The organism is Hyalangium minutum, from assembly GCF_000737315.1.
GTDB classification, from domain to species: domain Bacteria; phylum Myxococcota; class Myxococcia; order Myxococcales; family Myxococcaceae; genus Hyalangium; species Hyalangium minutum.
In genome coordinates this window covers 92,790-115,826 of the sequence record NZ_JMCB01000024.1, presented here as the reverse complement: position 1 = coordinate 115,826, position 23,037 = coordinate 92,790, and the positions used below count along the sequence as shown (strand labels likewise).

Sequence of the window (23,037 nt, the reverse complement as noted above, 5' to 3'; positions counted from 1 at the left end):
CCGCACAGGAAAGAACATGCACCGGGTCCATCTGTCCTTGTTGCTGCTGTCATGCCTCGTCATGGCTTGCGGCGAAGAGAACCCCTCGGAGTCCCAGGAGTCGCAGCCAGCCCTGGGGCAGCGGAGCGATGCCGTCGTCAATGGGACCGATATGAATTCGGCGGACTCAGGCTTCGCGCTGCTCCAGACGAGCCACGGAAAGTGCACGGCCACGCTGCACACCAACCATTGGCTCATCACGGCGAAGCACTGCCTCACGAACTACGACCTGACCTACCCGCACACGGTCAGCCTCAAGATGGGCTCGGAGACCCGCCGCCCTCGGAGGTTCATCCTCCACCCCACCGAGGATCTGGCCATCATCCTGTTGACCGAGCCTTTCACCCTCTTCAGCTCGGACCACTCGTTCTTGCGGCCGGTCTACAGCGGCACGGCGGTGTCGCTGGATGACTATGTCCTGCAGGTGTTCGGGTATGGATACAACACCCCGGATGGCACGGGGGCCGGAACGCTGCGCTATGCGGAGCTGAAGGTCGACGGCTACGCGGACGCCCCCCATTACCTGCTGGTGCGGCCCACGTCGGGGAAGCAACTGGCGGAGGGCGACTCGGGGGGCGCCAGCATCTGGCGTGGCGTCTTTGACTGGCAGTGCCCGCTCCAGTCCCTTCCGGGCTGCATCGCGGGCATCTCCATCGAATGCTCCTATGTGGCGGGGCAGACCCTGCCGCCGTCCTGCACCCAGCTCCCGGGGGGCTACTTCCACGACTGGTTCTACTCGAACATCCAGCCCACCAATGCGGCGACCTTCGTGAGCCAGTCGGTTCCCACGGAAGTCCAGGCCGGGCAGCCGTTCACGGTGTCCATCACCCTGCGCAACAGCGGCGCTGCCGCGTGGACGTCGGATCGGGAGTATCGGCTCGGCTCGCAGTCACCTCAGGACAACAACAGCTGGGGTGCCGGCGGGCGTGTGGGGCTCGACCTCTACGATCTGATCGCGCCAGGCGGCACCAAGACGTTCCAGTTCACGGCCGTTGCGCCCAACCTGGACTACACGAGCACCATCGCCTTCCAGTGGCGAATGCTCCGGGAGAACGTCGAGTGGTTCGGCGACTACACGCCGCAGGTCTTCATCACCGTGAGGGGAGAGTACGGCGACACCCCGCCGGATCCTTGCGACATGGACCCTACGCAGTGTGAACCGCCCATCTGCGACACCCGTCCGTGGCTGTGTGATTAAGCCACCGTAGGCCCTGTCTGACGGACGCAGGCGGCGTGGAGTGAGCGCCGCCTGCACCGGGCCATGCGAAGCACGCGCTTTGACACGTCGACCGAAGGGCTGACGTGTCAACCGGAAGGGCTGACGCGTCAAGTGACCGCGCTCCACGCTGCCAGCGACCGTGGTGGACACCGCCTGCGCCCCTTCAGATCACATGCCCTGCACCGTGCCCCGGCCCGAGCTGGAGCTGTCAGACGCGCGCGCCCCCGGCTCAAGCTGTCAGCGCATGCTGGCAGACTCCCGAGGGGAAGTGGCCCAGCCTTGACCCGCACCGCCCTCTCTTCGGTGAAAGGACGTGGAATGAACTTCCGAACGTGCAGCGCACTCCTCCAAGCCGTTGCCGCTGCCGGAGTCGTCGCTGGGTGCGCCACTTCTCAAAAGGCGCCTGAGACTCAAGAGGCGCCTGAGACCTACGCTTGGGCGCCCGTACGCCCACCCGCTGTGCCCGGCACGGGCCTCCCCACCCCCGGGCAGCCAGGGCAGGTTCGCCCCCAGCCCCTACCTCGGAGCCCGCACAAGCGCGTCTTGCCGCCCACCCGGGAGCCGGGCCTTTGGGCCGGAGACGCTCCTCGGGCCTCGCAGGATCCGGAGGCGAACCCCGCACCGGAGGGGCCCCGAGCGAACAGGAGCGCCCCGCCTCCCCCAGTGACGCTGGAGCGCCGCCCGGAGTGCCAGCCCATCCTGGTGCCGCACGCGGGCGGGGATGTCCCGCATAACGAGTGCGCCGATAAGTTTCCGCCCAACCGTTATCCCGGCATGGACGTATTCGTGGGCGGTGAGCGCTTCGATGCGCTGCAAGTCGGCGTGCGTGTGCTGTGGGAGATCAAGACCCACCGATTTGACACCTACCCTGACTTTATCCAGGAGCAGGAGATTGAGAAGGAGGTGGCGCAACTGACCGAGGAACTTGCCGCTGCGCGGGCCTGTGGATACGACTTCGTTGTTGGGGTGAGCACCCAAGAGCACAAAGACGCGCTGCTCAAGGTCCTTCCCTCCCTCAAGATCGTCGTCACGGGATGCAAACGATGACCACTCGAAATCGCCTCATTCTGGCCGTCTACGCGCCAGCGCTCGTGGCCAATGACGGCCGCACACTTGCTGTCGTCAGTGGTATGGAACGGGCGCTGCCCGGCTTGCGCCTGAAGTGGGAAGTGGGCGAAGGAGGGCGCCCCATCGAGTTACCGCAACGCGACGCTTGGCTCGTTGAGGCGACAAGACGCGGAAAGCTCCCGCTCCTGTGCAATGGCGACGAGAGCTACCCTGTGACGGTTGCGGGGAGACAGAGCCCAGCAATCCTCAGCCCGGGCGGTCAGCCGCAACTCCACGTTCATGCGAAGTTGCCACTAGACGAGGCCGTTATCGCGGCAGCGGCGGAGATGCTGGAGGGCGTAGCGGAGGGCGCACGCGCGTTCTGGGGGCATGCCACGCCGGATGCCGCTGCGCTGGACATCGCGTATCAGACAGCACCCACGCTGGAAGGACCGCCATCCCCACGCCGGGGGTTGCCCGCCCTGAAGCTCTTCGACCACATCCGCTCGCCAGAGATTCCCTATTCCCTTGGTTGGCTGAACTTCTGGTCCGCCGCTGCCGCGCAAGTGATCGGGTTCCCGGACCCGGCCCGCGACGCCGAGCTGCTCACGCGAGCGCGGCGCACGGCGTCGGGCGGGTGGGTGGTGCAGCTCACGGATGCACCGCTCGATCTTGACAACCCCGCCCATCTAGAAGCGCTCTTGCGGACCTACGAGCGCTTCCCGGAGATCGGCGGGCGCGTCACTCCAGGCTGAAGGAGGTCTGGGCCGAGCTGGAGCTGTCCGCCGTGGGCGCCACCCGAACCGAGCTGGCGCCATCCGCCGCGCGCCACCGGGACCGAGCTGGCGCCATCCGCCTGGAGCAAGCTGCTGGCGCTTGCGGAGGAACAGCGGGTCATCCCGCAGGCTCCCCGCGTGCGACTCTTCGGGAAGCTGCCCAAACCCACCTTCGATTTCCTCACCTTCGAGGAAGCCGAGCGGTTGATCGATGCAGCCGAGCCGGAATGGCGGACATTGCTTCTGGTGGCGCTCAAGACGGGGCTTCGTCAGGGAGAACCAGGAACTGATGGGCCACGTCACGATCGAGATGACCGAGCGCTACGCCCATCTGAGCCCCGACACGCGGCGAGAGGCGGTCAGTGTTCTTGACCGGCCCCTGCCGCTTGCGCCCGCATGCGACATACGTGCAATACGGATGGAGGAAGCCGCTAACCATCCGTAAAGACGTACTAAAAAAGTGGAGGCGGCGGGAATCGAACCCACTGCCACCTGAGAGCTTCGCCCCAGCCCCCGAGTTGAGGGGGCCTTCTGGGGCGTATACTCGCGTGTCTGGAGGCTCTCCCACGCATTCGCGGGCAGCAGAACGAGGACACCCCATCATGAACAATCAGGAGCCAGTCCGGGCGCAACCCCTCACGCGCGAGGCGTTCGGGCCGTTCGGCGATGTCATCAGCGTGGAGCGCGCGGGCGGCTCCAGCGCCAACCAGGGCACGGCCCGGCGCTATGACCGGGTAGCCCAACTGGCCAGCACCCGGCCGGAGGCACAGCCGAACCTGGCGGTGTTCCGCTCGGTGGCCAAGGCGCTGCCCTTCGAGGTGCGCCTCGTCGAGCGCCACCCGTGCTCGACGCAGATGTTCATGCCGGTGGCGTGCCAGCGCTTCCTCATCGTCGTGTGCCCGAGTGACGCGCAGGGAGAGCCGGAGCTCTCGCAGCTCTGCGCGTTCGTGTGTGGCCCAGGGCAGGGGATCAACTACCACGCGGGCGTCTGGCATCACCCCATCATCGCGCTCGAGGGGCCTGCGGACTTTCTGATGCTGGCGTGGGAGGACGGCACCGCCCGCGACTGCGAGGAGCGTCCCCTCTCAGCTCCGCTGCTCGTGACCAGCGACTGAGCGGTGGGTGAGCCCCCGGGGGCGAGCAGCGAGCGTTCTGGAAGCGAGCGCTTCGCCCGGATGGTGCATGGCGGACAGCTCGTATCCAGCTTGTTAGCGCCACCTGTGGGCAGAAAGGGTCGCCATGCCGGAGGTTCGCTCGCGAGGGGCTCGCATTCGCTACGACGATGGGGGACAGGGGGAGCCTGCGCTGCTCTTCCTGCCTGGCTGGTGCTCCCGCCGCGCTGTGTTCGGCCCCGTCACTTCCCGGATGAGGGCGCGCCACCGGGTGCTCTCCATGGACCTGCGCGGGCACGGCGAGTCCGAGCAGGGGGACGGAGACTTCACCAGCGACACCGTCGTGGACGATGCCCTGGTGCTGGTGCAGGCCAGCGGCGCCCGGCAGGTGGTTCCCGTCGCGCTGTCCCACGCGGGGTGGTTTGCCGTGGAGCTCCGGCGGCGGCTCGGGGAGCGAGTCCCGGGGCTGGTCTTGCTGGACTGGCTCGTCCTCGAGCCTCCCCGCGCCTTCCTGGAGGCACTGAAGGGAATCCAGTCCTCGGCGTGGAAGGGAAGCCGCGACGAGTTCTTCCGCATGTGGCTGGAGGGAGTCGACTCGGAGGAGGTCATCCGCTTCGTCCGCGAGGACATGGGCTCGTTCGGCGCAGAGATGTGGCATCGCTCCGGCTGGGAGATCGCCAACGCCTATGCGCAGCAGACCTATCCTCTCCGTGCGCTCTCCGCCCTGGTGCCTCCCGTGCCGGTGATGCACCTGTACGCGCAGCCTGCGGATCCGGCGTATGAGATGGCTCAGCAATCCTTTGCCGCGGACCACCCCTGGTTCCAGGGGGTGAGGCTGGACGCGCGCAGCCACTTCCCCACGCTGGAGGTGCCCGAGGTGGTGGTGGAGCACCTGGAGCGCTTCCTCGCCGGGCTCGGGGCGGGGGAACGGGTCTCTCCCCCGCCTCCGCTTCCCTCTCCTTGAGCAGAGACGTGCATTGCTCCTCCCTCGGCTCCTGGCGTTAACTCGGGAGCGTGCGACGGAGGAGTGGGTACGTGATGCGATGGAATGTTCCTGTACTGGTGCTCGGGTTGGGGGTGTTGCTGGGGCCCGTGGTGCTGGCCCAGGCGCCAGCGGGGGGTGAGGGCTCGGTCGCAACGGACTCGGAGCGCAGCACGCAGGCGCTCGCGGTGTACGAGCAGGGCAAGCGCCTCTACGACGCGAAGGACTATGCGGGCGCCCTGGAGAAGTTCGACCAGGCCGCTGCCCTGGAGCCCGGCAAGGCCCGGTGGCAGTACAACCGTGGGCTCACCCTGCGGAAGCTGAACCGCTTCCCCGAGGCACGCGAGGCCCTGCTCCAGTCGCTGACGCTGGACCCGGAGTACAAGAAGGCGGAGATCGACGACAAACTGCGCGAGATGGGGTTCTCCCAGTCCGATCCCTCTCCGGCAGCGACGGACGGGAGCACCTCAGCGCCAAGCCCGGCCTCTCCTGAGTCTGAGCCGAACGACACGGCGGCCACCGTCATCGCCGGAGTCATCTGCTTCGCCGGCCCGCTCCTGTTCGTCGGTGGCCTCATCTTCTTGATTCGCTTCCTCATCCGGAGGGCGAAGGCTCGGGGTGAGGACGCTCCCCCACAGCGCCGTGCCCCCGGGAAGACGTCTGCCAAGACACCGATGCGCAGTGTGGACGTGTCGCCCCTGGATCAGCGGATGGAACAGGTGGCGAGCGCGTTGACCTCGGTGGAGCATGCCCTGCGCCTGGAGGAGGACGCCGACCTGCGCGCGCTGCTCAACCAGGCCACGATGGCGGAGCAGCGAGCGCGTGATGAGCTCGCGAAGGCCCGCGTGGGAAAGGTGACCCCCGAGGCGGCGGAGGTCCCCATCCGCGCGGCCGAAGAGGGCGCGAAGGCCGCGGAGGAGCGGGCCCGGACGCTCTTTGGAGACAGGGCCTTTGCCCCCGAGGGCGAGCGCGTGGGCTGCTACTTCTGTGCTCGCCCCCTGGCGAATGCCTCCTTCCGGATGCAGGTGCCGCTCAAGCGAGGCGAGACCGTTACCTCCGTGCTGGCGTGCCCGCCGTGCGCGAACATGGCCGCCGCGGGCCAGCCGCCCCCAGTCAAGGTGCGCGTCGAGGGCAATGGACGGATGGTCCACTGGAGCGAGCTGGGTGGGTTCGATCCGTATACCCATCGCCACAATGCGTATCCGGGCACTCGGAATGTCCCGGCTTGGGACTTCGCTCCGCAGCGCTCCCTGGCCGAGGTGGCGGCGATCGCCGCGGGCGGAGCCGCCATCGGTGGGCTGGCGGCGTACGGGGTGAGCAAGCTGCTGGACCTCGACAGCGCACAGGAAGCGGCGGCGGCCCAGGCCGCGGCGCAAGCTGCGACTCAGGCCGCGGCGCGCAAGGCCAGTGAGCAGCGTGAGGAGCGCGACTGGAGGGATCACTCCTGATGGGCGCGCCTCGCTTCCTCTTCTATGCCGTCAACGGTCTGGGCCTGGGCCATGTCACCCGGCTGCTGTCCATCGCTCGGGCGCTCAAGCGCCTCTCTCCCGAGGCCGAGGTGCTCTTCCTCACCTCGTCCGAGGCGGACCATGTCATCTACCGCGAGGGCTTCGCTGCGGTGAAGCTGCCCTCGAAGACAATTCGCGAGCGCTGCGGTCTGCGCAAGGGCAGCTACCTCAAGCTGGTCCAGACGGTGACGTGGAACACGCTGGCCGCGTTCGATCCGGACGTGCTCGTGGTGGATACCTATCCCACGGGCAGCTTCGAGGAGCTCATCCCCGCCCTGCGCTGGCGCCAGAAGAACGTCTTTGTCTTCCGAGAGCAGCGCGAGGAGTCTGCGGGCTCGGAGCTGCTCCAGGCCTCGCTGCGCCTCTACGATCGGATCCTCATCCCCCACGAGGACATCTCCGTGGTGGGGCCGCTGCCCGAGCTCGCCAAGGCCCGCGCGGTGGGACCCATCCTCATCCGCGAGCGCTCGGAGCTGCCCTCGCGCGCGCAGGCCCGGCAGGCGCTCGGGCTGCCGCAGGACGCCACGCTGCTCTACGCCTCATTTGGCGGCGGAGGAGATCCCGAGGGCGCGCGGGCGCTGACGCTCACGGCCCAGGTGGCGCGAGAACTGCCCGGTGTGCGGCTGGTGGTGGGCGCCGGGCCCTTGTGGCGCGAACAGCCTCCCGCGCTGGAGGGCGCGGTGGTGTTGCAGGGCCGCTACCCGGCCATCGACTTCCTCCCAGCCTTCGATGCGGCGGTGACGGCGGCTGGCTACAACGCTGTTCACGAGCTGCTGTACGCGGGCGTCCCCTCCGTCTTCGTGCCCTTCGAGCGGATGGTGGATGACCAGGAGAAGCGCGCCAGGGAGGTGGCCGCTGCGGACGCAGGGCTGGTGTGCGCTCCGCTGACGCGCGAGGGGCTGACCCGGGCGGTTCGCGAGCTGATGAACCCGGCCACGCGCGAGCGGTTGAGCGCGGCGGCCCGGAAGCGGGTGGAGTGCAACGGTGCGGAGCCCGCGGCCCGGGCGCTGCTGGAGTTGCTCGCATGAAGAACGAAGACGCGCTGAGAGAGCGGCTCAAGGGCTACCTGGAGCGCAAGCCCCGCACGGGCCCAGAGACGGTCCACCTGGACGTCACCAACGCGTGCAACCTGGACTGCATCACCTGCTGGAACTACGCGCCGGACCTGGCGGTGCCCAAGCCCGTGGCGTGGAAGCGGCAGCGGATGGACGCGGCCACCTTCCACCGCATGGTGGATGAGTCCGCCGAGGCCGGCGCCGAGCGCATTGTCATCAGCGGCGGCGGCGAGCCCTTCACGCATCCGGACATCTACGGCTTCATCGAGAAGGTGAAGGCCCGGGGCCTGCGGCTCACCATCATTACCAACGGGACGCTCTGTGCCTGGGAGCGGGTACGGGCACTGGCGGTGGACCAGCTCCTGCTGAACATGGCCTCCGCGTCGCCGGAGACGTACGTGGCCTATCACCCCAACCAGCCGCTGGAGACCTTCCACCGGCTCAAGGAGGGCGTCCGGCAGGTGGGGGACACCACGGCGGTGAACCTCGTGCAGGTCATCAACCGGGTGAACTACACGGAGCTCCCGGAGATGGTGCGGCTGGCGCACGAGCTGGGCGCACGCTCCTCCTTCAAGGTCGGCGACGTGCCCAAGGGCACCGAGCACCACGCGCTCACCGCCGAGCAGAAGCAGCAGGTCCTCGCAGAGCTCATCCCCGCGGCGCGCAAGCTCGCCAAGGCGCTAAAGGTGAAGCACAACTTGGACGCGTATGAGGCGCAGCTCTCGGGGAAGTGGCCCTCGGGGCAGGAGACCGGGTGCTTCGCGGGCTACCTCTACAGCCGTGTCTACGTGGATGGGCGCGTCTTCTTCTGCTGCGAGCACATCGAGGCCGGGCACGTGAAGGACGGTCCCTTCAAGGAGGTGTGGCGCGCTCCCGCGTACGAGGCCGTGCGCCAGCGCCTCCACCGGGGCGAGTACTACCCAGGCTGCGCGCGCTGCGGGAAGCACGACATGAACTTTGCGGCGGCCCGGGACTTGCGCGAGATGCTCGAGGCAGGGGAGCTGCCATGAGCGGTCCTCGGCCCACGGTGAGCTGGAACATCGTCGGTGGGTGCAACTACCGCTGCACCTACTGCGTCCAGAAGCACATGCCCGGCATCGGCGGGCCCACGGACGAGCAGCTCGAGGCGGCGCTCGCCACCCTCACGGCGCTCCCCGGGAGCTGGGAGTTCAAGATCTCTGGCGGCGAGCCCTTCATGCTCAAGCGGCTGCCCGAGGTAGCGCAACGGCTTGCGGCAGCGGGGCACAAGGTGTCCCTGCTCACCAACCTGTCCGCGCCGCTGCGGGTCATCTCCACCTTTATCGAGGCGGCGGGAGAGCAGCTGCGGACCTTCTCGTGCTCGCTGCACCGCGAGGAGGTAGAGGAGGCCGAGTTCTTCGAGAAGGCCCGTGCGGTGAAGGAGTTGCTGGCCAAGTGGCCTCGCGCCACCTTCGTGGTGAACAGCGTGGTGGTCCCCGGCCATGTCCCCGAAGTGGCGGAGAGCCGCGAGCGCTTCGAGGGCGCGGGCATCAAGTTCTACCCGCAGCTGATGCGCGTGAATGGACAGCCCGCGAAGTACGGCTGGGTGGACCGCTGGCGCATCGACCGGGCGTTTGGGGACATGGTGTCGCCCTCGCAGATAAACCGCGGCTACCAGCTCAAGGGGCGCTTATGCCACGCGGGCAGCAAGTACTTCATCATCCACCCCAAGGGAGATGCGTTCTCCTGCTACCCGGGGAAGCGCTTTGGGGATGGCCATTTGGGCAACATCTTTGACGGGACGCTCCGACTCTGGGACGCGCCCAACCCGTGCCGCTATGAGGTCTGCCCGTGCACGGTGCCGCAGAACCGGGGAATCATCGAGGGTTTTGGCAACTCCTCCGGCGAGGGCTCGCACTCGTTCTGAGTGGCCGGGGCTGACATGTCAGCCGTCCCATTGACGTGTCAGCAATAATCACTGACATGTCAGAAAAATATCGACCCTGAGAGGCTTTCGGTGCTTGTCATGTTGAAAGCCTTTCATTTACCTTGTCCCCATGGCGCGGTGACGCCCCCACGGGGACCGTATGAGCACAAGCACGACCTACAAGATCCATCCAGCGATTGGCATTGCACGCGTTGGGAACAGCCAGGAGTACTACATCGCGCCGGTCACCGCGGGAGGGCTGCCCCTCGAGCTGGATGGCAAGACACCTGTCACCCAGTTCCGGGACAACGCGGGAGGGCTTCGGAGGCAGGCGGCTCGCTTCCAGGTGTATGCCTATGACTCCACGAGCCCGAACGGGCGGCCCGTGGGCCCGGGACAGGGCAACATCCAGGACATCGAGTGGACGGTGCACCTGGCCAACAAGAAGGCCTCTTGGTACGAGTTTTCACAGACCTACGGGTCTGACGGCAACCACTCGAACCAGCCGCTGAGGAACCCGAGGAGCGAGGGGAAGGATCGCAACACCTTCATCATTGACTCCGGCCCTCGGACCATCTCCTGCCGGGGCATCCACTCGACCCCTCAGCAAGCGGACTTCGCCAAGGGGCAGGCCCCCATGGGATATCCCGAGAGCTTCCCTCCCAAGGGCTTGATCCCGGAGGGCAGTGACATCACCACCCTGGGGCAGATCTCCGCGGACAACAGCGGCTACCTGTATGTGCGGGGAGGATTGGGCAACTCCGGGTGCTCGGCGGCCTATGACGTCACTTCGGCCGTGGTCAAGGCGATGGTGAGCGACAATGCGATACCCCAGGCCATCGCCGACCTCTTGCAGCCCCAAGTGGTGGACCAGCCCTACGCTACCGTGGAGGCCTTCGAGGCGGCCCTCTTGAAGGCCCTCGGCTCCGACAACTACAACCAGTACAACGCTACCATCCAGAAGTACGCCTACCCTCAGCCGCGCATCGACACCTACGCCAACAACAACTTCTGGTGGGATGACACCTCTGACGGTCCCATCTCGGCGACGGTGTATCTGGAGACGGGCGAGAAGGTGGAGGTGACCCCCGCGTGGGTGCTGGTAGCTCCGCCAGCGTATGCCCCGCAGATCCTCAACATGGTCACCCTGTACGACACGATCTACAACGCGTTCGTCCAGGGGGCGGGCTACAACACGGACATCTACGATCCGGGCACCTATTCGGACAAATGGAACCCGGATTACAAGCCCAACTTCCAGGCGGAGATCCAACCCATCCTCAGCCGCCCACCTGTCTATCAGTGGGTGGCCGCGGTCAACTCGCAGGGCAACGCGGGTCACAACGGGCTGGTGTTGCCCAATGGCAGTGCCTCCTCGTTCTTCACGTTCCTCCGGGCGCCTGGAGATGAGAACACCGTGTCGCCTGGGCTAATGCCCAAGCTCGCGGGCGATAACCCCATCAGTCACTCCATCGCCCCGCCCAGTAACTACATGACCCTCACCCCGACCCAGTACTTCCTGCTGGGGCAGTTCGACCAGGGCTTGTGCGACAGGTCCACGCCCTCGGACTCCTCGGGGCCGGGAGCGCAGCTGGATCGCGCCACCCTGGAGAACTGTGTCGGAGGGCCGTTCTGTCCGGGCATCGAGATGACGTGGCTGTCCCGGAACCTGAAGATCTACAGCGAGCCGTTCCGCATCAAGCCCCTCGCGCCCACCGGGACGGGCCTCCAGTGGGACACCGAGCCCACTGCGGGCAACGGGCTCGAGCCGGGCGACCTCACCAAGTACATGGCGCTGCCCTGGCAGGCGGACTTCAACGAGTGCTCCAACCAGACCATTGATCACAGCCTGATCTGGTGGTGGCCCGCCCAGCGGCCCTATTACGTCTCTTACACCGACGAGAACGGCAAGGTCGCGCAGGGGTACTGGACCCGCCCCACCGACGTCCAGTTCAACAAGGACGAGGGGATGGTCTACAACTGGAAGGACCTGGGCTTCATCATCCAGCAGAGCGGGACCGGTTCACCTCGGTTCCTGGAGGTGCAGCGGCGGCCTCTGACCCATACGGACTCGGGAAGCTGATCGTGGACCCGACGTGTCATGACGTGGCCGTCCTCGGAGGCGGCCCGGCGGGCTCGGCCATGGCCCTGGCGCTGCGCAGGTACACAGGGCTCTCCGTAGCGCTGATCGAGCGCTCGGCCTATCAGGAGCTTCGGCTCGGAGAGACGCTCCCGCCAGACAGCCGGACGCTGCTGGCGAGGCTGGGCGTCTGGGCGGCGTTCCTGCAGCAGGGGCACCTGCGCTCGAGCGGGACGTGCTCCAGTTGGGGCAGCGCGGGGCTGGGGTACAACGATTCCCTGTACTCCCCCTGGGGGCCGGGGTGGCACCTGGATCGGCGGCTCTTCGACCAGATGCTGGCCACGGAGGCAGCCCGGCATGGCGTGGACGTCTATCTGTCCACGGAGCTCGCGGGCTGGGAGCGCCTGGAGTCAGGCGGCTTCCGGCTCCTCCTGCAGCGGCCCGAGCCGGACGGACGCTTGGCGCTGCAAGCCCGGTTCGTCGTGGATGCCACGGGCCGATCTGCTGTCTTCGCCACGGCCCAAGGGGCGCGACGCGTGACGGTGGATCGGACCTTCGCGCTGTATGGCTTCTTCCAGCTCCAGCCCGGACGGACGTTCGACGCCCACACGCTCGTGGAGGCCTGTGAGGAGGGCTGGTGGTACTCCGCGCTCTTGCCCCAGGGACGCGTGGTGGCGGGCCTCCTGGGAGATGGCGAGTCGCTCCGGGGGATGAAGCCGGGCAACCCGGAGCCGTGGCTGGCTTTGCTCGAGCGGGCTCCGGCGACGCGGCGGAAGCTGGAGGCCTGCGACTTCACCGGCGAGGCGCTGGCCCTGCCGGCCAATCTCTCCCGGCTGGAGCGCATGCATGGCGAGGGCTGGCTCGCGGCCGGCGACGCGGCGTGCACGCTGGATCCTCTGTCCTCCCAGGGCATCTCTCACGCCCTGCGCTCCGCCCTGCTGGCCGCGGAGGCGCTGCGCCTTCACTTTCAGGGCGAGCCGGGAGCCCTGAGCACCTACGAAGACACCCTGCAGGGGCAGTTCCAGGCGCACCTGCAGACGCGCCACCGTTACTACCAGCTGGAGCAGCGCTGGTCCGCGGCACCCTTCTGGGCCCACCGCGGGCAGGCGCTGGCACAGAGCCTCACTCCAGCGCGATGAACCCTCTCCTCGACTGAGCAGGAACGACACATGAAAACAGAACGTCATGGCAAGCTGCGGTGGGTCCTCGCCGCCGCAGGCGTGCTCTCGCTGGGCATCGGAATGGGAGTGGGCGCCTGCACCTCGGTGGAGCAGAGCATGGTCAAGCCCGGCGCGCAGACGCTCGCCGTCACCCCGGACAACGGCTACCTGTCGCCGCCCTATCCCGTGTTCCCCCACGGCAACACGCTGACGCTGTCCCTGGCGGACAGCGACCCGCAGGTGCAGCAGTTCGTGAACTTCTACTCCCAGGTGGGCAATGTCACCTTCCCGAACCTGACGCGCGACTCCCTGGCGCCGCTGCCCAACCGCTACCTGGACATCGCGCACAACGGGTTGAATGTATCGTCCGGCGACTTCAACTCCTCCCTGGTGTGCCAGTCCTGCCACGACAGTGATTGGAAGGCCCAGGGGACGAACCTGGGCAACATGGCGTTCTGGCAGCAGCCCTCGGTCTCGACCTCGTTCCAGACGCAGCCGCCCAACTCCCTGGTGTCCAACTGGTCGCTCTTTGGGGACTGGAGCGCGTCCATCAAGGCTCTGGCCGCGCGCGATCCCGTCTTCCTGGCGCAGGTGGAGAACACCCGCGGCCTGTCCCCCAACCAGCCCGAGCAGGTCGACAACCTCTGCCTGCGCTGCCACTCACCGCTGGGCCAGCGCCAGGCCGAGAAGAACAACCTCCTCTTCAGCCACTACATGCTGTACTCGACGCCGTCCGACTCCGGCTACAACAACCCGTTCCCCAAGGAGAAGTACGCGCAGCCGGACTACTCGGTGTACGGCGCGCTGGGCCGGGATGGTGTCTCGTGCTCCAGCTGCCACGCCACCTCGCCCGAGGGCGGCCTGCCCTGGGATGGCAAGGACTACACCGTCTTTTACGGCAGCGACACCCAGAGCGTGTACGGCAGCGGCGTCTCCGACCGCCTGAGGGATCAGGGCGAGAAGACCCAGCCGCCCCCGTTCCCGTTCTCGGCCTCGATGAACACCCGGCCGGGCACCGTCGTGGGGCCCGACTCCGGGCTCAATGGCGCGCCCATGGCCGCTGCGGGCCTGAGCCTGGAGACGGCCAGCACCGCCAATGCTCCGGACCACAACTACCTGCGGGATGCGACCGTCTGCGGCTCGTGCCACGTGGTGGTGCTGCCCAAGGTGCCCGACCAGTACAGCAACAAGCTCACCATCCAGCAGGCGGCGGCCCGGGGCGGCTACGTCAAGCCCGCGAGCTGCCCTCCCACCCAGAAGAACTTCACCGGGAACTTCCTCACGGACCCCTGCGTCGGGCTGGCCTATGAGCAGACGACCTACTTCGAGTGGCTCAACAGCAGCTTCGCCACGCAGACGGCCTCGTGCCTCACGTGTCACATGCAGCTGGCGAGCCCAGTGAACAACGAGCCCGGCGACTCGAACGTGGCGCAGGTGAACAGCGATCTGACGAAGTTCTACGGCTCCAGCACGGACCTGACACCGCGCGAGTACAACCGCCACACGCTGCTGGGCGTCAACCTCTTCGTCCACGAGATGTTCCAGCAGTTCCCGGACGTGCTGGGCATCGAGTACTACCTGAAGAACAACTCGGCCATCCCTCCGTACCTCCAGGATCCCTCCATCCTGAACCGGACGGGCAACCTCGTCGCCAACCCGGGCGCGGAGGCTGGCAACGCCAATGGCTGGATGGCCGCCGGCAGCCAGATCCAGGCCGTGAAGAGCGCGCCGGGTAGCGGCAGCACGGTGGTGCAGCCCAACCACGGGCAGTACTTCTTCAGCATTGGAGGAGGGCAGGGCGGGGGCGACGTGACCTTGAGCTTCGACGTGTCCCAGTACGCGGACACCATCGACCAGGGGGCGGGCACCGTGAAGGTGACCTGGGGCGGCGCTTCGTACTGCCTCGCCAGCGGCGCGTGTCAGGCCCTCGTCCTCTCGCAGGACACCGGAGGCAGCCCCGCCCGGCTTGCCAGCACCACCCCGGGGAAGTGGGCCCCGCTGGAGGGCTCGCTGGCCCTCGCGCCGGGGACTCGCAAGCTGACGCTCACGCTGCTGAATGGCAGCTTGGTGGATGACCTGTTTCTCGCCCTGGAGCTGCCGGTGGGCTCCTTCTCGCCGCTGGAGGACGCGCGGCGGCAGTACACCCTCGCCCAGAACCTGCTGAACGCCGAGCAGTCCATTCTCGACCTGGCCACCAACACCTCGCAGGGCGAGTTCAACCCGCGGGCGCCCGCAGTGCAGGTGCTCGTGGGCACGCCCACTGTGAGTGGCTCGAACCTGAACGCCACCGTGACCCTCAGGAGCAATGTGGGTCACAAGTTCCCCAGCGGCGCGGGCTTCCGGCGGGCCTTCATCCAGTTCGAGGTGCTCGACGCGGCCGGCAACGTCCTCTGGGCCTCCGGCCAGCCCAACACCTGGGGCGCCATCTGCCAGGGCGTCTGCCAGCCCGATGGCAAGAACGTCCTGCCGAGCGAATTCACGTCGGACTACCGGAAGCTCCAGCCCCACTACCAGAAGATCACCGACCAGACCCAGGCGCAGATCTACGAGGTGCGGGTGCTGGACGACTACAACCAGCTGACGTCCACCGAGCTGCAGCAGTTCACGGACGTCAAGGACAACCGCATCCTGCCCAAGGGGTGGGTGCCGCCAGCGAGCCGCTCCGCGAACGAGCAGGCGCTCGGGCTGAATCTCCAGCAGCTGGCCCTGCTCACCGAGCCCAAGAGCACCATCCTGGGCAGCAATGACACGAGCGTCTCGAGTGATCCCGACTACAGCGCGGCGTCCGCGCCCGGTGCCGACTCGATCGTCTACCAGATTCCCCTGTCCCAGGTGAGCGGCTGGCAGTCGGTCCGTGCCCGGTTGAACTACCAGACCATCCCGCCCTTCTATCTGAACGCTCGCTTCAAGGAGGCCCTGAAGGACTCCAAGGGCAACCCCACCACCCCGGGGCCGGCGATGTCCCGGCTGCTCTACATGACCAGCCGCCTGAATACGCAGGGTGGGCTGCAGTACACCCCGGTACAGCAGAGCAAGCCGATCGACTTCATGAACAGCTGGACCCTGGTGCTGGGCGAGAAGACCCAGCAGGCCCCTTGAGTCTGGCGGCTCCCTTTAAACCCTTCGTACACCCTGGAGAAGACACATGGCCGATACAGAGCAACTCATCGACATTCTCGTCGTCATCGATGCGGAGAGCGTCATGGCGCAGTTCGGCTCCGTCCAGCCGCCGCCCACGATGCAGAAGCCGACATCCATCGGGAAGAACTCCAACCTGGTCTACATGTTCGTCAAGTACGACGAGGTGGTCAAAGGAGATGCTTCCTCGAACCTGAACGTCTCCGTTCACCCCAACAACGTCATCCGCTGGAGGGGGACATCCCTGACGCTGAACACCCAATACAGCGTCATGCTCTACGCCTGTGACATCGCCCAGGGACAGAACCTGATCTCGCAGCCGACCCCCATCACGCCCTCGGTGACGGTTCAGGTCCCCACGCTGAGTGGAAACACGGTGACAGGGACGACGGCGCAGAACTTCCAGGACTTCTACTTCCAGTCCGTGGGGGAGGGCGCCGGATCGGTTAGCTACACGTTCTCTTTCGTCATCACGGACAACAGCGGCACGCCCCTGGGGTACTTCAAGTGGGATCCCTCCTTGATCATCTCTTGAGCCATTCGCCCTCAATTCAGGAAAGGCACGACCATGTCCAGCACTGATCCATTCGTCGACATCCTCACTGTCATCGATGCGAAGAGCATCGTGGAGGACTTCAGCAACAACCGGGGCTCGAAGGACCGGCCCGCCGGCTTGGGGAACAACGCCGGTGAGTACATCTACATGCTCGTGAAGCGCTCCGTGGTCAGTGGCGCGGAGGCGTATTACGAGCTGAAGGTCGATGTGAAGACGAACGACATCCTTCGCTGGAGGACCGCTTCGTTGACCATGAACACGGGCTACAGCACGCTGGCCTACGGGATGACGGTCTCCGCGGGGGCCGGCCTGATCACCTCTCCGCAGCCCTTCGAGACCTCGATCAAGATCCCCACGCCCCAGCTCAACGGCGGGAGCATCGGCTCGGTGGGCACGCAGCCTTACAAGGACTTCTTCTTCCAGACGACCGCCCAGCAGCCAGGCAATGTCACCTATCAGATCCAGTTCATGCTCTCGGACTCAGAGGGCAAGGCCTGGGGTTACTTCACCTGGGATCCCTACATTTCCATTTCCCGGTAGACCGGCGGCCCGGGCGTCAAACTGGAACCCGGCGGGAACGGGTGCTAACTGCAAGGCCCCCGTTCCTCCCTGGGAGCCTGCATGATCGCCCTCCTCCTGTCCGCCGCGCTGGCCGCCGCCCCCCAGGCACAGCCAGCCGAGTCCGCGAACAAGAGCGCCCCGGCCACCGCGAAGACGTTCCTCAAGGAGCGCATTGGCAACCAGGCCTATGCGCAGATCTTCGCGCCGGGTGTGGCTGGACTCTCCCCCGAGGACAAGCGCGTCGCCTGGTACATGACCCTGGCGGCCCATGCGGGCGAGGACATTGGCTATGACCAGCTCGGCTGGAAGCTCGTGGGCATCAAGCGGCTGCTCGAGTGCGTCTACCTCTATGGCCTGGAGGGTGCGGGCGGCCCGGGCCTCTTCGACAAGAAGTTCAAGAACTACCTCACGCGCTTCTATGCGGAGACGGGCAACCATGACCAGGTGACCGGGCACAAGTTCGTCCCGGAGTTCACCGCGGGCGAGCTGGAGGCTGCTGCCGTGCGCGCCTTCCGTGCCGGTGCGCCCGTGGGCATGAAGGACGAGTACGCCCTGCGTACCTGGCTCAAGGAGGTGCAGCCGACCCTCTTCGATGCCTCCTTCGAGCCCACCCTCATCTCCAAGTCGCCCCCGGCCGGGCAGGACATGCTCACGGCCTCGGCGAGCACCTCGTACGGGCCCGGCGTGACGCTGGCCGAGGTGGAGAAGTTCCAGGAGAAGAACCCGCTCAACTCGCGCGTGGTGAAGGAGAACGGGAAGCTGGTGGAGCAGATCTTCCGCGCCGGAGACAACAAGATTGCTCCCGGCCTCTACGCGCCGGAGCTGTCGCGCGTGAACGCCAGCCTCACCGAGGCCATGAAGTCCGCCAGCGCCAAGCAGAAGCCGGTGCTGGCCAAGCTCATCCGTTACTTCCAGACGGGCAACCCCAAGGACTGGGAGGCCTACAACATCGCCTGGCTGAAGGCGGACACGGTGGTGGACGGCAACATCGGCTTCATCGAGACGTACGTGGATCCGCGCGGGCAGAAGGGCCAGTGGGAGGCCCTCATCAACTACCGCAACGCCGAGGAGAACCAGATCATGGAGCTCATCGGCAAGAAGGCCCAGTACTTCGAGGACCGGATGCCCTGGCCGGATACCTACAAGCGCAAGAAGGTGACGCTCCCGGTGGCCAAGGCCGTGGACTTCGTGGCCACCCACCCACAGCCCCCTGCCGGCATCAACCTGCCCAACGAGCAGAACCTCCGCGAGAAGTACGGCAGCAAGAGCATCCTCGTGGCCAATGTGATGGATGCGGCCTCGGCGCTGCGGCGGCTGCCGCTGGCCGTCGAGTTCTCCCGCACGTCCGAGGATCGCGCCCAGGCCCAGAAGTACTCCGTCACCGCGCGCAAGTGGCTGGTGGCCTTCCACGAGGTGCTCGGGCACGCCTCTGGACAGGTGGACAAGAAGAAGCTGGGCAAGCAGCTGCCCTCGGCGCTCCTCAAGGAGTACGACAACACGCTGGAGGAGGCCCGCGCGGACCTCGTGGCGCTCTGGCACGCCTTTGATCCGGCGCTCACCGAGCTGTCCCCGGACGCCGAGAAGATCGCCCAGCAGATGTACCGCGACTTCCTCGTGGAGGGGCTCACCAACCTGGCCCGCGTGGACAAGGGGGACTCCTTCGAGGAGGACCACCAGCGCGGCCACCACATGACCGTGAACTTCCTGGTGGAGAAGGGCGCGGTGAAGCAGGAAGTGGAGAAGGGCCACACGTACTGGGTGGTGACCGACTACGCGAAGATGCGCCAGGCCGTGGGCGAGCTGCTCTCCCGGCTCATGGTCATCAAGGCTACCGGTGACTACGAGGGCATCCGCACCCTGGTGACGCAGAAGGGCATCAAGTTCGATCCCAAGCTGCGAGACGAGGTGGTCCAGCGCGTGAAGGCCGCGGACGTGCCCGCGGTGCTCTTCATCGCCGCGCCCCGGCTCATCCCCGTGGTGGACGACAAGGGCCAGGTGACGGACCTCAAGGTGGACACCACGCAGGGCTTCCTGGAGCAGCACTTGGAGCGCAGCGTGCTCGGCAAGCTGTCGCCCGAAGAGGCCACCAAGGCTGCGGTGCGCCTTGCCAGCTCCCCGGACGCCTTGAAGGAGGTCTACAAGTCCATTGGCGCGCCCGCCCGCGGTGACACGCCCGCCAAGGATGCCGCCACGAAGCCCGGCTCGAAGCGTGGGGCGAAGGGCACGGGACGCTGACGCCCTGCGTTAAGGGTACCCAGGAGCAACGCGCTTTCCTCCTCGGGTGACACTTTTTCCCGGCGGCGGTGTTTCCAGAGAAGGACGGGGACGCGGACACCCGTGGCTCGCGTGCCACGGATTTCCGTCAGACGTCCACGCCTCATACGACGGAAGAAAACTTCCTGGGGCCTTCGTGCGTAGAAGGCGCGGACGAGGGCAGGGGCGGGCTCACCCGGTGTGGCTCGCAGGGCGTTGCAGAGGCGGCATGGCGATTGCTGATGCTGACCTTGAATTCACAACTCGGACCCACAGAGGGGGGACCATGTTGGCCATGACTGAGCGGGATATCACTGTGGAGGCGAGGCGCCCCGTGGCCGCTCCGCCGCTGGCGTTGGTGCCGCCGCTCCCCGAGCTTCCGTCCCCGAGCGAGCCGCCCATGCGGCCCCAGGGCGTGCGCCCCGTCTCGCAGCCCCGGCCCGTGGTGGTGGACGACTACGACGACAGCATGTGGGAAGAGGGGCTCGCCTCCTGGTAGGCAGCCCACGGCCCACGGCCCGCCTCAGGTGGGCGGGGTGGCCGGATCCGTGGGCCGAGAAGAAGGCCGACCGTAGTCGCGCTCGTAGATGCGCACCAACGCCAGGAAGAAGGCGACGATGAGCGGGCCCAGCAGCAGGCCCACCGTCCCGAACGTGGCGAGCCCTCCCAGCAGCGCGAAGAAGACGATGGCGCCGTGCATATCCAGGCCTCGCTTCACCAGCAGGGGCTTCACCACGTTGTCTGCCAGGCCCACCACCACCACGCCCCAGATGGCCAGGAAGAGCGCCATCCACTGGTGCCCGGTGACGAGCAGCAGCCCGGCCGCCGCAAGGCACACCACCGCCGCGCCGATGGCGGGGATGAGCGCCAGGAAGAACGTCACCGCGGCGAAGAAGAAGGGCACGGGCACCCGGGCGATGAGGTAGCCCACCAGCGCGGCCACGGCCTGCACGCCCGCGGTGGCCACCGAGGACACCAGCACGGAGGTGGCCACGAGGCGGAACTCACGGAGGATCTCCGCCGTCTGCCCGCGCTTGAGGGGCGAGACGCTCTCGAGCCACTCCACCAGCGCCTTGCCGTCGACCAAGAAGAAGAAGAAGGCGATCAACATCATCACCGTCTGGAAGGCGAACGAGCCGGTGGCAGCCACCGCGCCCGTGACGGCCTTGGCGGCCGTTCCTCCCGAGGTGCTCACCTGCTCCTGGAGCTTCTCGTCCAACTGCATCTCCTCGACCTGGAAGCGCTCCAGGGCCTTTTCGGCGAGGCTGCGCAGGGGACCTGGGAGGCGATCCTTGAGGCCCTCGACCCCCTCGGCCTTCAGCGTCTCCCGGACGTACTTCACGCCGTCCGCCGCCTCCGTGACGACGAAGGCCGTGAAGCCCGTGAGGGGCAGCAGCAGCGCCACGACGACGGCGAAGCACAGCAGCCCCGCGGACAGCTGGGGCCGGTTGCGCAGCAGCCGGGTCAGCTTCTTGTGGGCGCCATAGAGCGCTCCGGCGAGCACCGCCGCCAGGAAGAAGCCCTTGGCGAAGGGCTGGACGACGAGCGCCAGCAGCAAGATCGAAGCGACGATGAGTCCGACGAAGACGCGCCGGGCAACCAGGTCCGAAGCCATAGTCCCCGACTTAAGAGCCGGTGGCCCCGAGGGGAAAAGAAAAAAACCGGAGAAACGCTGACTGCCTCACGGTGAGACGGGCCTTGGGAACGGGCGCGAGCCGGGTAGAGTGGGGCCATGCCGCCGCTCGACTCGCCTCAGTTCCCCCTGTGGATGCTGCAGGTCCTGCCCGCTGCCTTCCTGGCCATCACCTTCGTTCAATCCGGCCTGGACAAGGTCTTCGATTGGAAGGGCAACCTCGGCTACGTGACGTCGGTCTTCTCCAAGGTGCCGGTGATGAAGAGCCAGCCGGCGTTCCTGCTGTTCACCCTGACACTGCTGGAGGTGGCGGCGGGGTTTCTCAGCGCCGCGGGCGTCATCGCCCTGGTGGCCACCGGCAGCCCAAAGCTGGCGTGCGCCGGGGGAATAGTGTCGGGGGTGACTCTGCTGTCGCTGCTCTTCGGCCAGCGCGTGGCCAAGGACTACGCGGGCGCGGCGGGTCTCGCTCCTTACTTCCTTATCAGCCTGGCGTCGGTCTACTTCAACCGGGGATGAGTGCGCGGCGCCAGCCGGAGTAGACTGCGACGTGCCTCCCGCTCGGGACGGCCAGGAGACACATGGATCGGCTGCGCTTCTATCTCAACGATCGGCTCGTGGAGGAGTCGGGGCTCTCTCCCACCACCACGGTGCTGCGGTACCTGCGAGACCGCGCCCACCTGACTGGCACCAAGGAAGGCTGTGCCGAGGGCGACTGCGGCGCCTGCACGGTGGCCGTGCTGGAGCACGATGGCAAGGGCGGCCAGGTGCTCAGGGCCATCAACTCGTGTCTGCTGCTGCTGCCCATGGTCCAGGGCAAGCGCGTCTACACCGTGGAGTCGCTCAAGGAGAGCGGGCGCTATCACCTGGTGCAGGAGTCGCTGGCCCGCTCGTTGGGCTCCCAGTGTGGCTACTGCACACCCGGAGTGACCATGGCGCTCCTGGAGGCCTGCCACCGCAAGGACCTCGACGAGGCCTGGAAGCTGGACGCGCAGATGTGCGGTAACCTCTGCCGCTGCACGGGCTACCGGCCCATTCGTGAGGCCACCCAGGAAGTCGCGGGTAGGGCGCCTTCGGATCGCTTCGCCCGGGCCCTGGCGGAGACGAAGCCCGAGCCCATGGAGCTGAGCTACGAGGCCGGGCCGCAGCGCTTCTTCACCCCGGCCACTCTTTCGGCACTGTGGGACGTGCTCGATGCGAACCCGGATGCCCGCTTCGTGGTGGGCGGCACGGACCTGTCGCTCGAGGTGACCAAGCGCTTCGCGGAGCCGCCGCTGCTGGTGTCCCTGGAGGCACTGCGCGAGCTGCGCACGCTGGAGCCGCGCTCGGGCGGGCACCGCATCGGCTCGGGGGTGTGGCTCACGGAGCTGGAGGACTACTCATGCGGCAAGCTCCCGCCGCTGGAGCGGATGATCCGCTACTTCGGTGCGCGGCAGATCAAGAACCGCGCGACGGTGGGGGGCAACCTGTGCACGGCGTCTCCCATTGGGGACCTGGCGCCGGTGTTGATCGCCCTGGGGGCGCAGGCGGTGCTGCTCTCGCGCGCGGGTGAGCGGCGCATGCCCCTGGACGAGTTCTTCGTGAGCTACCGCCGCACCGCGTTGCAGCGGGGAGAAATCCTCGGCTTCGTGGATCTGCCCGCGCAGCCCTCGGGGGCGAGGAGCATTGCGTACAAGGTGTCGAAGCGGCGTGAGCTGGACATCAGCTCCGTGTCCGCAGGCTTCCGGGTGGTGGTGGACGTGGCGGGGCAGGTGACGGAGGCGCGGCTGGCCTACGGAGGCATGGCCGCCCGGCCGGCACGTGCGCGGAAGACCGAGGAGGCGCTCGTCGGGAAGCCCTGGACGGAGGCGAGCGTGGAGGCGGCGCTGCCCCGGCTCGAGGAGGACTTTACTCCGCTGAAGGATCATCGCGGCTCGGCGTGGTACCGGGCTCAGGTTGCGAAGAATCTCCTCCGAGGGTTCTTCGAGGAGACGCTCACGGATCCGTCGCCCCGGCTCCAGGAGCGCCACGCTGCCACGGTTCAGGTGAGGTGAGTG

The 23,037-nt window shown here is 67.0% G+C and carries 19 protein-coding genes and 1 pseudogene; 19 read left to right on the top strand and 1 reads right to left on the bottom strand.

What is annotated here, in order from left to right; genetic code table 11:
• Nucleotides 1-16 precede the first annotated feature (16 nt).
• The 17 genes and pseudogenes from DB31_RS39950 (at nt 17) to DB31_RS39870 (ending at nt 19,870) form a co-directional block, all read left to right on the top strand.
• The gene (locus DB31_RS39950; protein WP_044198337.1) at nt 17-1,237 is read left to right on the top strand and encodes a trypsin-like serine protease; all 1,221 of its coding nucleotides are present in this window, start codon (nt 17-19) and stop codon (nt 1,235-1,237) included.
• A 684-nt stretch (nt 1,238-1,921) separates the two neighbouring features.
• Complete coding sequence (locus DB31_RS51740; RefSeq protein WP_420806744.1) at nt 1,922-2,305, top strand: DUF6310 domain-containing protein; 384 nt, start codon at nt 1,922-1,924, stop codon at nt 2,303-2,305.
• On the top strand, nt 2,302-3,060 hold the full coding sequence (locus DB31_RS39940) for a DUF5953 family protein (protein ID WP_044198250.1): 759 nt from the start codon (nt 2,302-2,304) through the stop codon (nt 3,058-3,060). Before DB31_RS51740 ends, DB31_RS39940 begins: the two co-directional genes overlap by 4 nt.
• Nucleotides 3,061-3,165: 105 nt before the next feature.
• Nucleotides 3,166-3,526 (top strand): annotated as a pseudogene (locus DB31_RS51030) (tyrosine-type recombinase/integrase); the annotation flags it as partial.
• A gap of 157 nt (nt 3,527-3,683) precedes the next feature.
• Nucleotides 3,684-4,196, top strand: coding sequence for an ureidoglycolate lyase (locus tag DB31_RS39930; RefSeq protein ID WP_044198244.1), 513 nt, complete (start codon nt 3,684-3,686; stop codon nt 4,194-4,196).
• 124 nt (nt 4,197-4,320) lie between these two features.
• A complete protein-coding gene (locus tag DB31_RS39925; protein ID WP_044198243.1) occupies nt 4,321-5,157 on the top strand; it encodes an alpha/beta fold hydrolase in 837 nt (278 codons plus the stop codon).
• A 74-nt stretch (nt 5,158-5,231) separates the two neighbouring features.
• Nucleotides 5,232-6,623, top strand: a complete 1,392-nt coding sequence (locus DB31_RS39920; RefSeq protein WP_083969176.1) for a tetratricopeptide repeat protein — start codon at nt 5,232-5,234, stop codon at nt 6,621-6,623.
• Entirely contained in the window at nt 6,623-7,711 is a 1,089-nt protein-coding gene (locus DB31_RS39915; protein ID WP_044198238.1) for a glycosyltransferase, read from the top strand. Before DB31_RS39920 ends, DB31_RS39915 begins: the two co-directional genes overlap by 1 nt.
• Nucleotides 7,708-8,748 carry a radical SAM protein gene (locus DB31_RS39910; RefSeq protein ID WP_044198235.1) on the top strand — a complete coding sequence of 347 codons (1,041 nt, stop codon included), beginning with the start codon at nt 7,708-7,710 and terminating at the stop codon, nt 8,746-8,748. The genes DB31_RS39915 and DB31_RS39910 overlap by 4 nt, the downstream gene beginning before the upstream one ends.
• Nucleotides 8,745-9,623: a radical SAM protein gene (locus tag DB31_RS39905; protein WP_044198233.1), complete on the top strand. Its 879-nt coding sequence runs from the start codon at nt 8,745-8,747 to the stop codon at nt 9,621-9,623. The genes DB31_RS39910 and DB31_RS39905 overlap by 4 nt, the downstream gene beginning before the upstream one ends.
• 160 nt (nt 9,624-9,783) lie before the next feature.
• Nucleotides 9,784-11,706, top strand: coding sequence for a LodA/GoxA family CTQ-dependent oxidase (locus DB31_RS39900; RefSeq protein WP_044198230.1), 1,923 nt, complete (start codon nt 9,784-9,786; stop codon nt 11,704-11,706).
• Nucleotides 11,707-11,708: 2 nt separating this feature from the next.
• Nucleotides 11,709-12,842, top strand: a complete 1,134-nt coding sequence (locus DB31_RS39895; protein ID WP_240487182.1) for a tryptophan 7-halogenase — start codon at nt 11,709-11,711, stop codon at nt 12,840-12,842.
• 30 nt (nt 12,843-12,872) lie between these two features.
• A complete protein-coding gene (locus tag DB31_RS39890; RefSeq protein ID WP_044198227.1) occupies nt 12,873-15,962 on the top strand; it encodes a hypothetical protein in 3,090 nt (1,029 codons plus the stop codon).
• Between the two features lie 46 nt (nt 15,963-16,008).
• On the top strand, nt 16,009-16,536 hold the full coding sequence (locus DB31_RS39885; RefSeq protein WP_044198224.1) for an AidA/PixA family protein: 528 nt from the start codon (nt 16,009-16,011) through the stop codon (nt 16,534-16,536).
• A gap of 33 nt (nt 16,537-16,569) precedes the next feature.
• Nucleotides 16,570-17,097 (top strand): AidA/PixA family protein, encoded by a 528-nt coding sequence (locus DB31_RS39880; RefSeq protein WP_044198222.1) that lies wholly within the window; start codon nt 16,570-16,572, stop codon nt 17,095-17,097.
• A gap of 81 nt (nt 17,098-17,178) precedes the next feature.
• The gene (locus DB31_RS39875) at nt 17,179-19,353 is read left to right on the top strand and encodes a dipeptidyl-peptidase 3 family protein (protein ID WP_044198220.1); all 2,175 of its coding nucleotides are present in this window, start codon (nt 17,179-17,181) and stop codon (nt 19,351-19,353) included.
• 313 nt (nt 19,354-19,666) lie between these two features.
• The gene (locus DB31_RS39870) at nt 19,667-19,870 is read left to right on the top strand and encodes a hypothetical protein (protein WP_157232394.1); all 204 of its coding nucleotides are present in this window, start codon (nt 19,667-19,669) and stop codon (nt 19,868-19,870) included.
• Nucleotides 19,871-19,894: 24 nt separating this feature from the next.
• Here DB31_RS39870 and DB31_RS39865 read toward each other — a convergent pair whose 3' ends face one another.
• A complete protein-coding gene (locus tag DB31_RS39865) occupies nt 19,895-20,986 on the bottom strand; it encodes an AI-2E family transporter (protein ID WP_044198214.1) in 1,092 nt (363 codons plus the stop codon).
• 117 nt (nt 20,987-21,103) lie between these two features.
• On the opposite strand from DB31_RS39865, the gene DB31_RS39860 reads away from it, so the two are divergent.
• Together DB31_RS39860 and xdhA are read left to right on the top strand one after the other, a co-directional pair.
• The gene (locus DB31_RS39860; protein WP_044198211.1) at nt 21,104-21,520 is read left to right on the top strand and encodes a DoxX family membrane protein; all 417 of its coding nucleotides are present in this window, start codon (nt 21,104-21,106) and stop codon (nt 21,518-21,520) included.
• A 62-nt stretch (nt 21,521-21,582) separates the two neighbouring features.
• Complete coding sequence (gene xdhA / locus DB31_RS51025) at nt 21,583-23,034, top strand: xanthine dehydrogenase small subunit (protein ID WP_044198210.1); 1,452 nt, start codon at nt 21,583-21,585, stop codon at nt 23,032-23,034.
• The last annotated feature ends 3 nt before the right edge of the window (nt 23,035-23,037 follow it).

Coding starts and splice junctions, on each gene's coding strand:
- DB31_RS39950 (WP_044198337.1), top strand. CDS start 17: ATGCACCGGGTCCATCTGTCCTTGTTGCTGCTGTCATGCCTCGTCATG.
- DB31_RS39940 (WP_044198250.1), top strand. CDS start 2,302: ATGACCACTCGAAATCGCCTCATTCTGGCCGTCTACGCGCCAGCGCTC.
- DB31_RS39930 (WP_044198244.1), top strand. CDS start 3,684: ATGAACAATCAGGAGCCAGTCCGGGCGCAACCCCTCACGCGCGAGGCG.
- DB31_RS39925 (WP_044198243.1), top strand. CDS start 4,321: ATGCCGGAGGTTCGCTCGCGAGGGGCTCGCATTCGCTACGACGATGGG.
- DB31_RS39920 (WP_083969176.1), top strand. CDS start 5,232: ATGCGATGGAATGTTCCTGTACTGGTGCTCGGGTTGGGGGTGTTGCTG.
- DB31_RS39915 (WP_044198238.1), top strand. CDS start 6,623: ATGGGCGCGCCTCGCTTCCTCTTCTATGCCGTCAACGGTCTGGGCCTG.
- DB31_RS39910 (WP_044198235.1), top strand. CDS start 7,708: ATGAAGAACGAAGACGCGCTGAGAGAGCGGCTCAAGGGCTACCTGGAG.
- DB31_RS39905 (WP_044198233.1), top strand. CDS start 8,745: ATGAGCGGTCCTCGGCCCACGGTGAGCTGGAACATCGTCGGTGGGTGC.
- DB31_RS39900 (WP_044198230.1), top strand. CDS start 9,784: ATGAGCACAAGCACGACCTACAAGATCCATCCAGCGATTGGCATTGCA.
- DB31_RS39890 (WP_044198227.1), top strand. CDS start 12,873: ATGAAAACAGAACGTCATGGCAAGCTGCGGTGGGTCCTCGCCGCCGCA.
- DB31_RS39885 (WP_044198224.1), top strand. CDS start 16,009: ATGGCCGATACAGAGCAACTCATCGACATTCTCGTCGTCATCGATGCG.
- DB31_RS39880 (WP_044198222.1), top strand. CDS start 16,570: ATGTCCAGCACTGATCCATTCGTCGACATCCTCACTGTCATCGATGCG.
- DB31_RS39875 (WP_044198220.1), top strand. CDS start 17,179: ATGATCGCCCTCCTCCTGTCCGCCGCGCTGGCCGCCGCCCCCCAGGCA.
- DB31_RS39870 (WP_157232394.1), top strand. CDS start 19,667: ATGACTGAGCGGGATATCACTGTGGAGGCGAGGCGCCCCGTGGCCGCT.
- DB31_RS39865 (WP_044198214.1), bottom strand. CDS start 20,986: ATGGCTTCGGACCTGGTTGCCCGGCGCGTCTTCGTCGGACTCATCGTC.
- DB31_RS39860 (WP_044198211.1), top strand. CDS start 21,104: ATGCCGCCGCTCGACTCGCCTCAGTTCCCCCTGTGGATGCTGCAGGTC.
- xdhA (WP_044198210.1), top strand. CDS start 21,583: ATGGATCGGCTGCGCTTCTATCTCAACGATCGGCTCGTGGAGGAGTCG.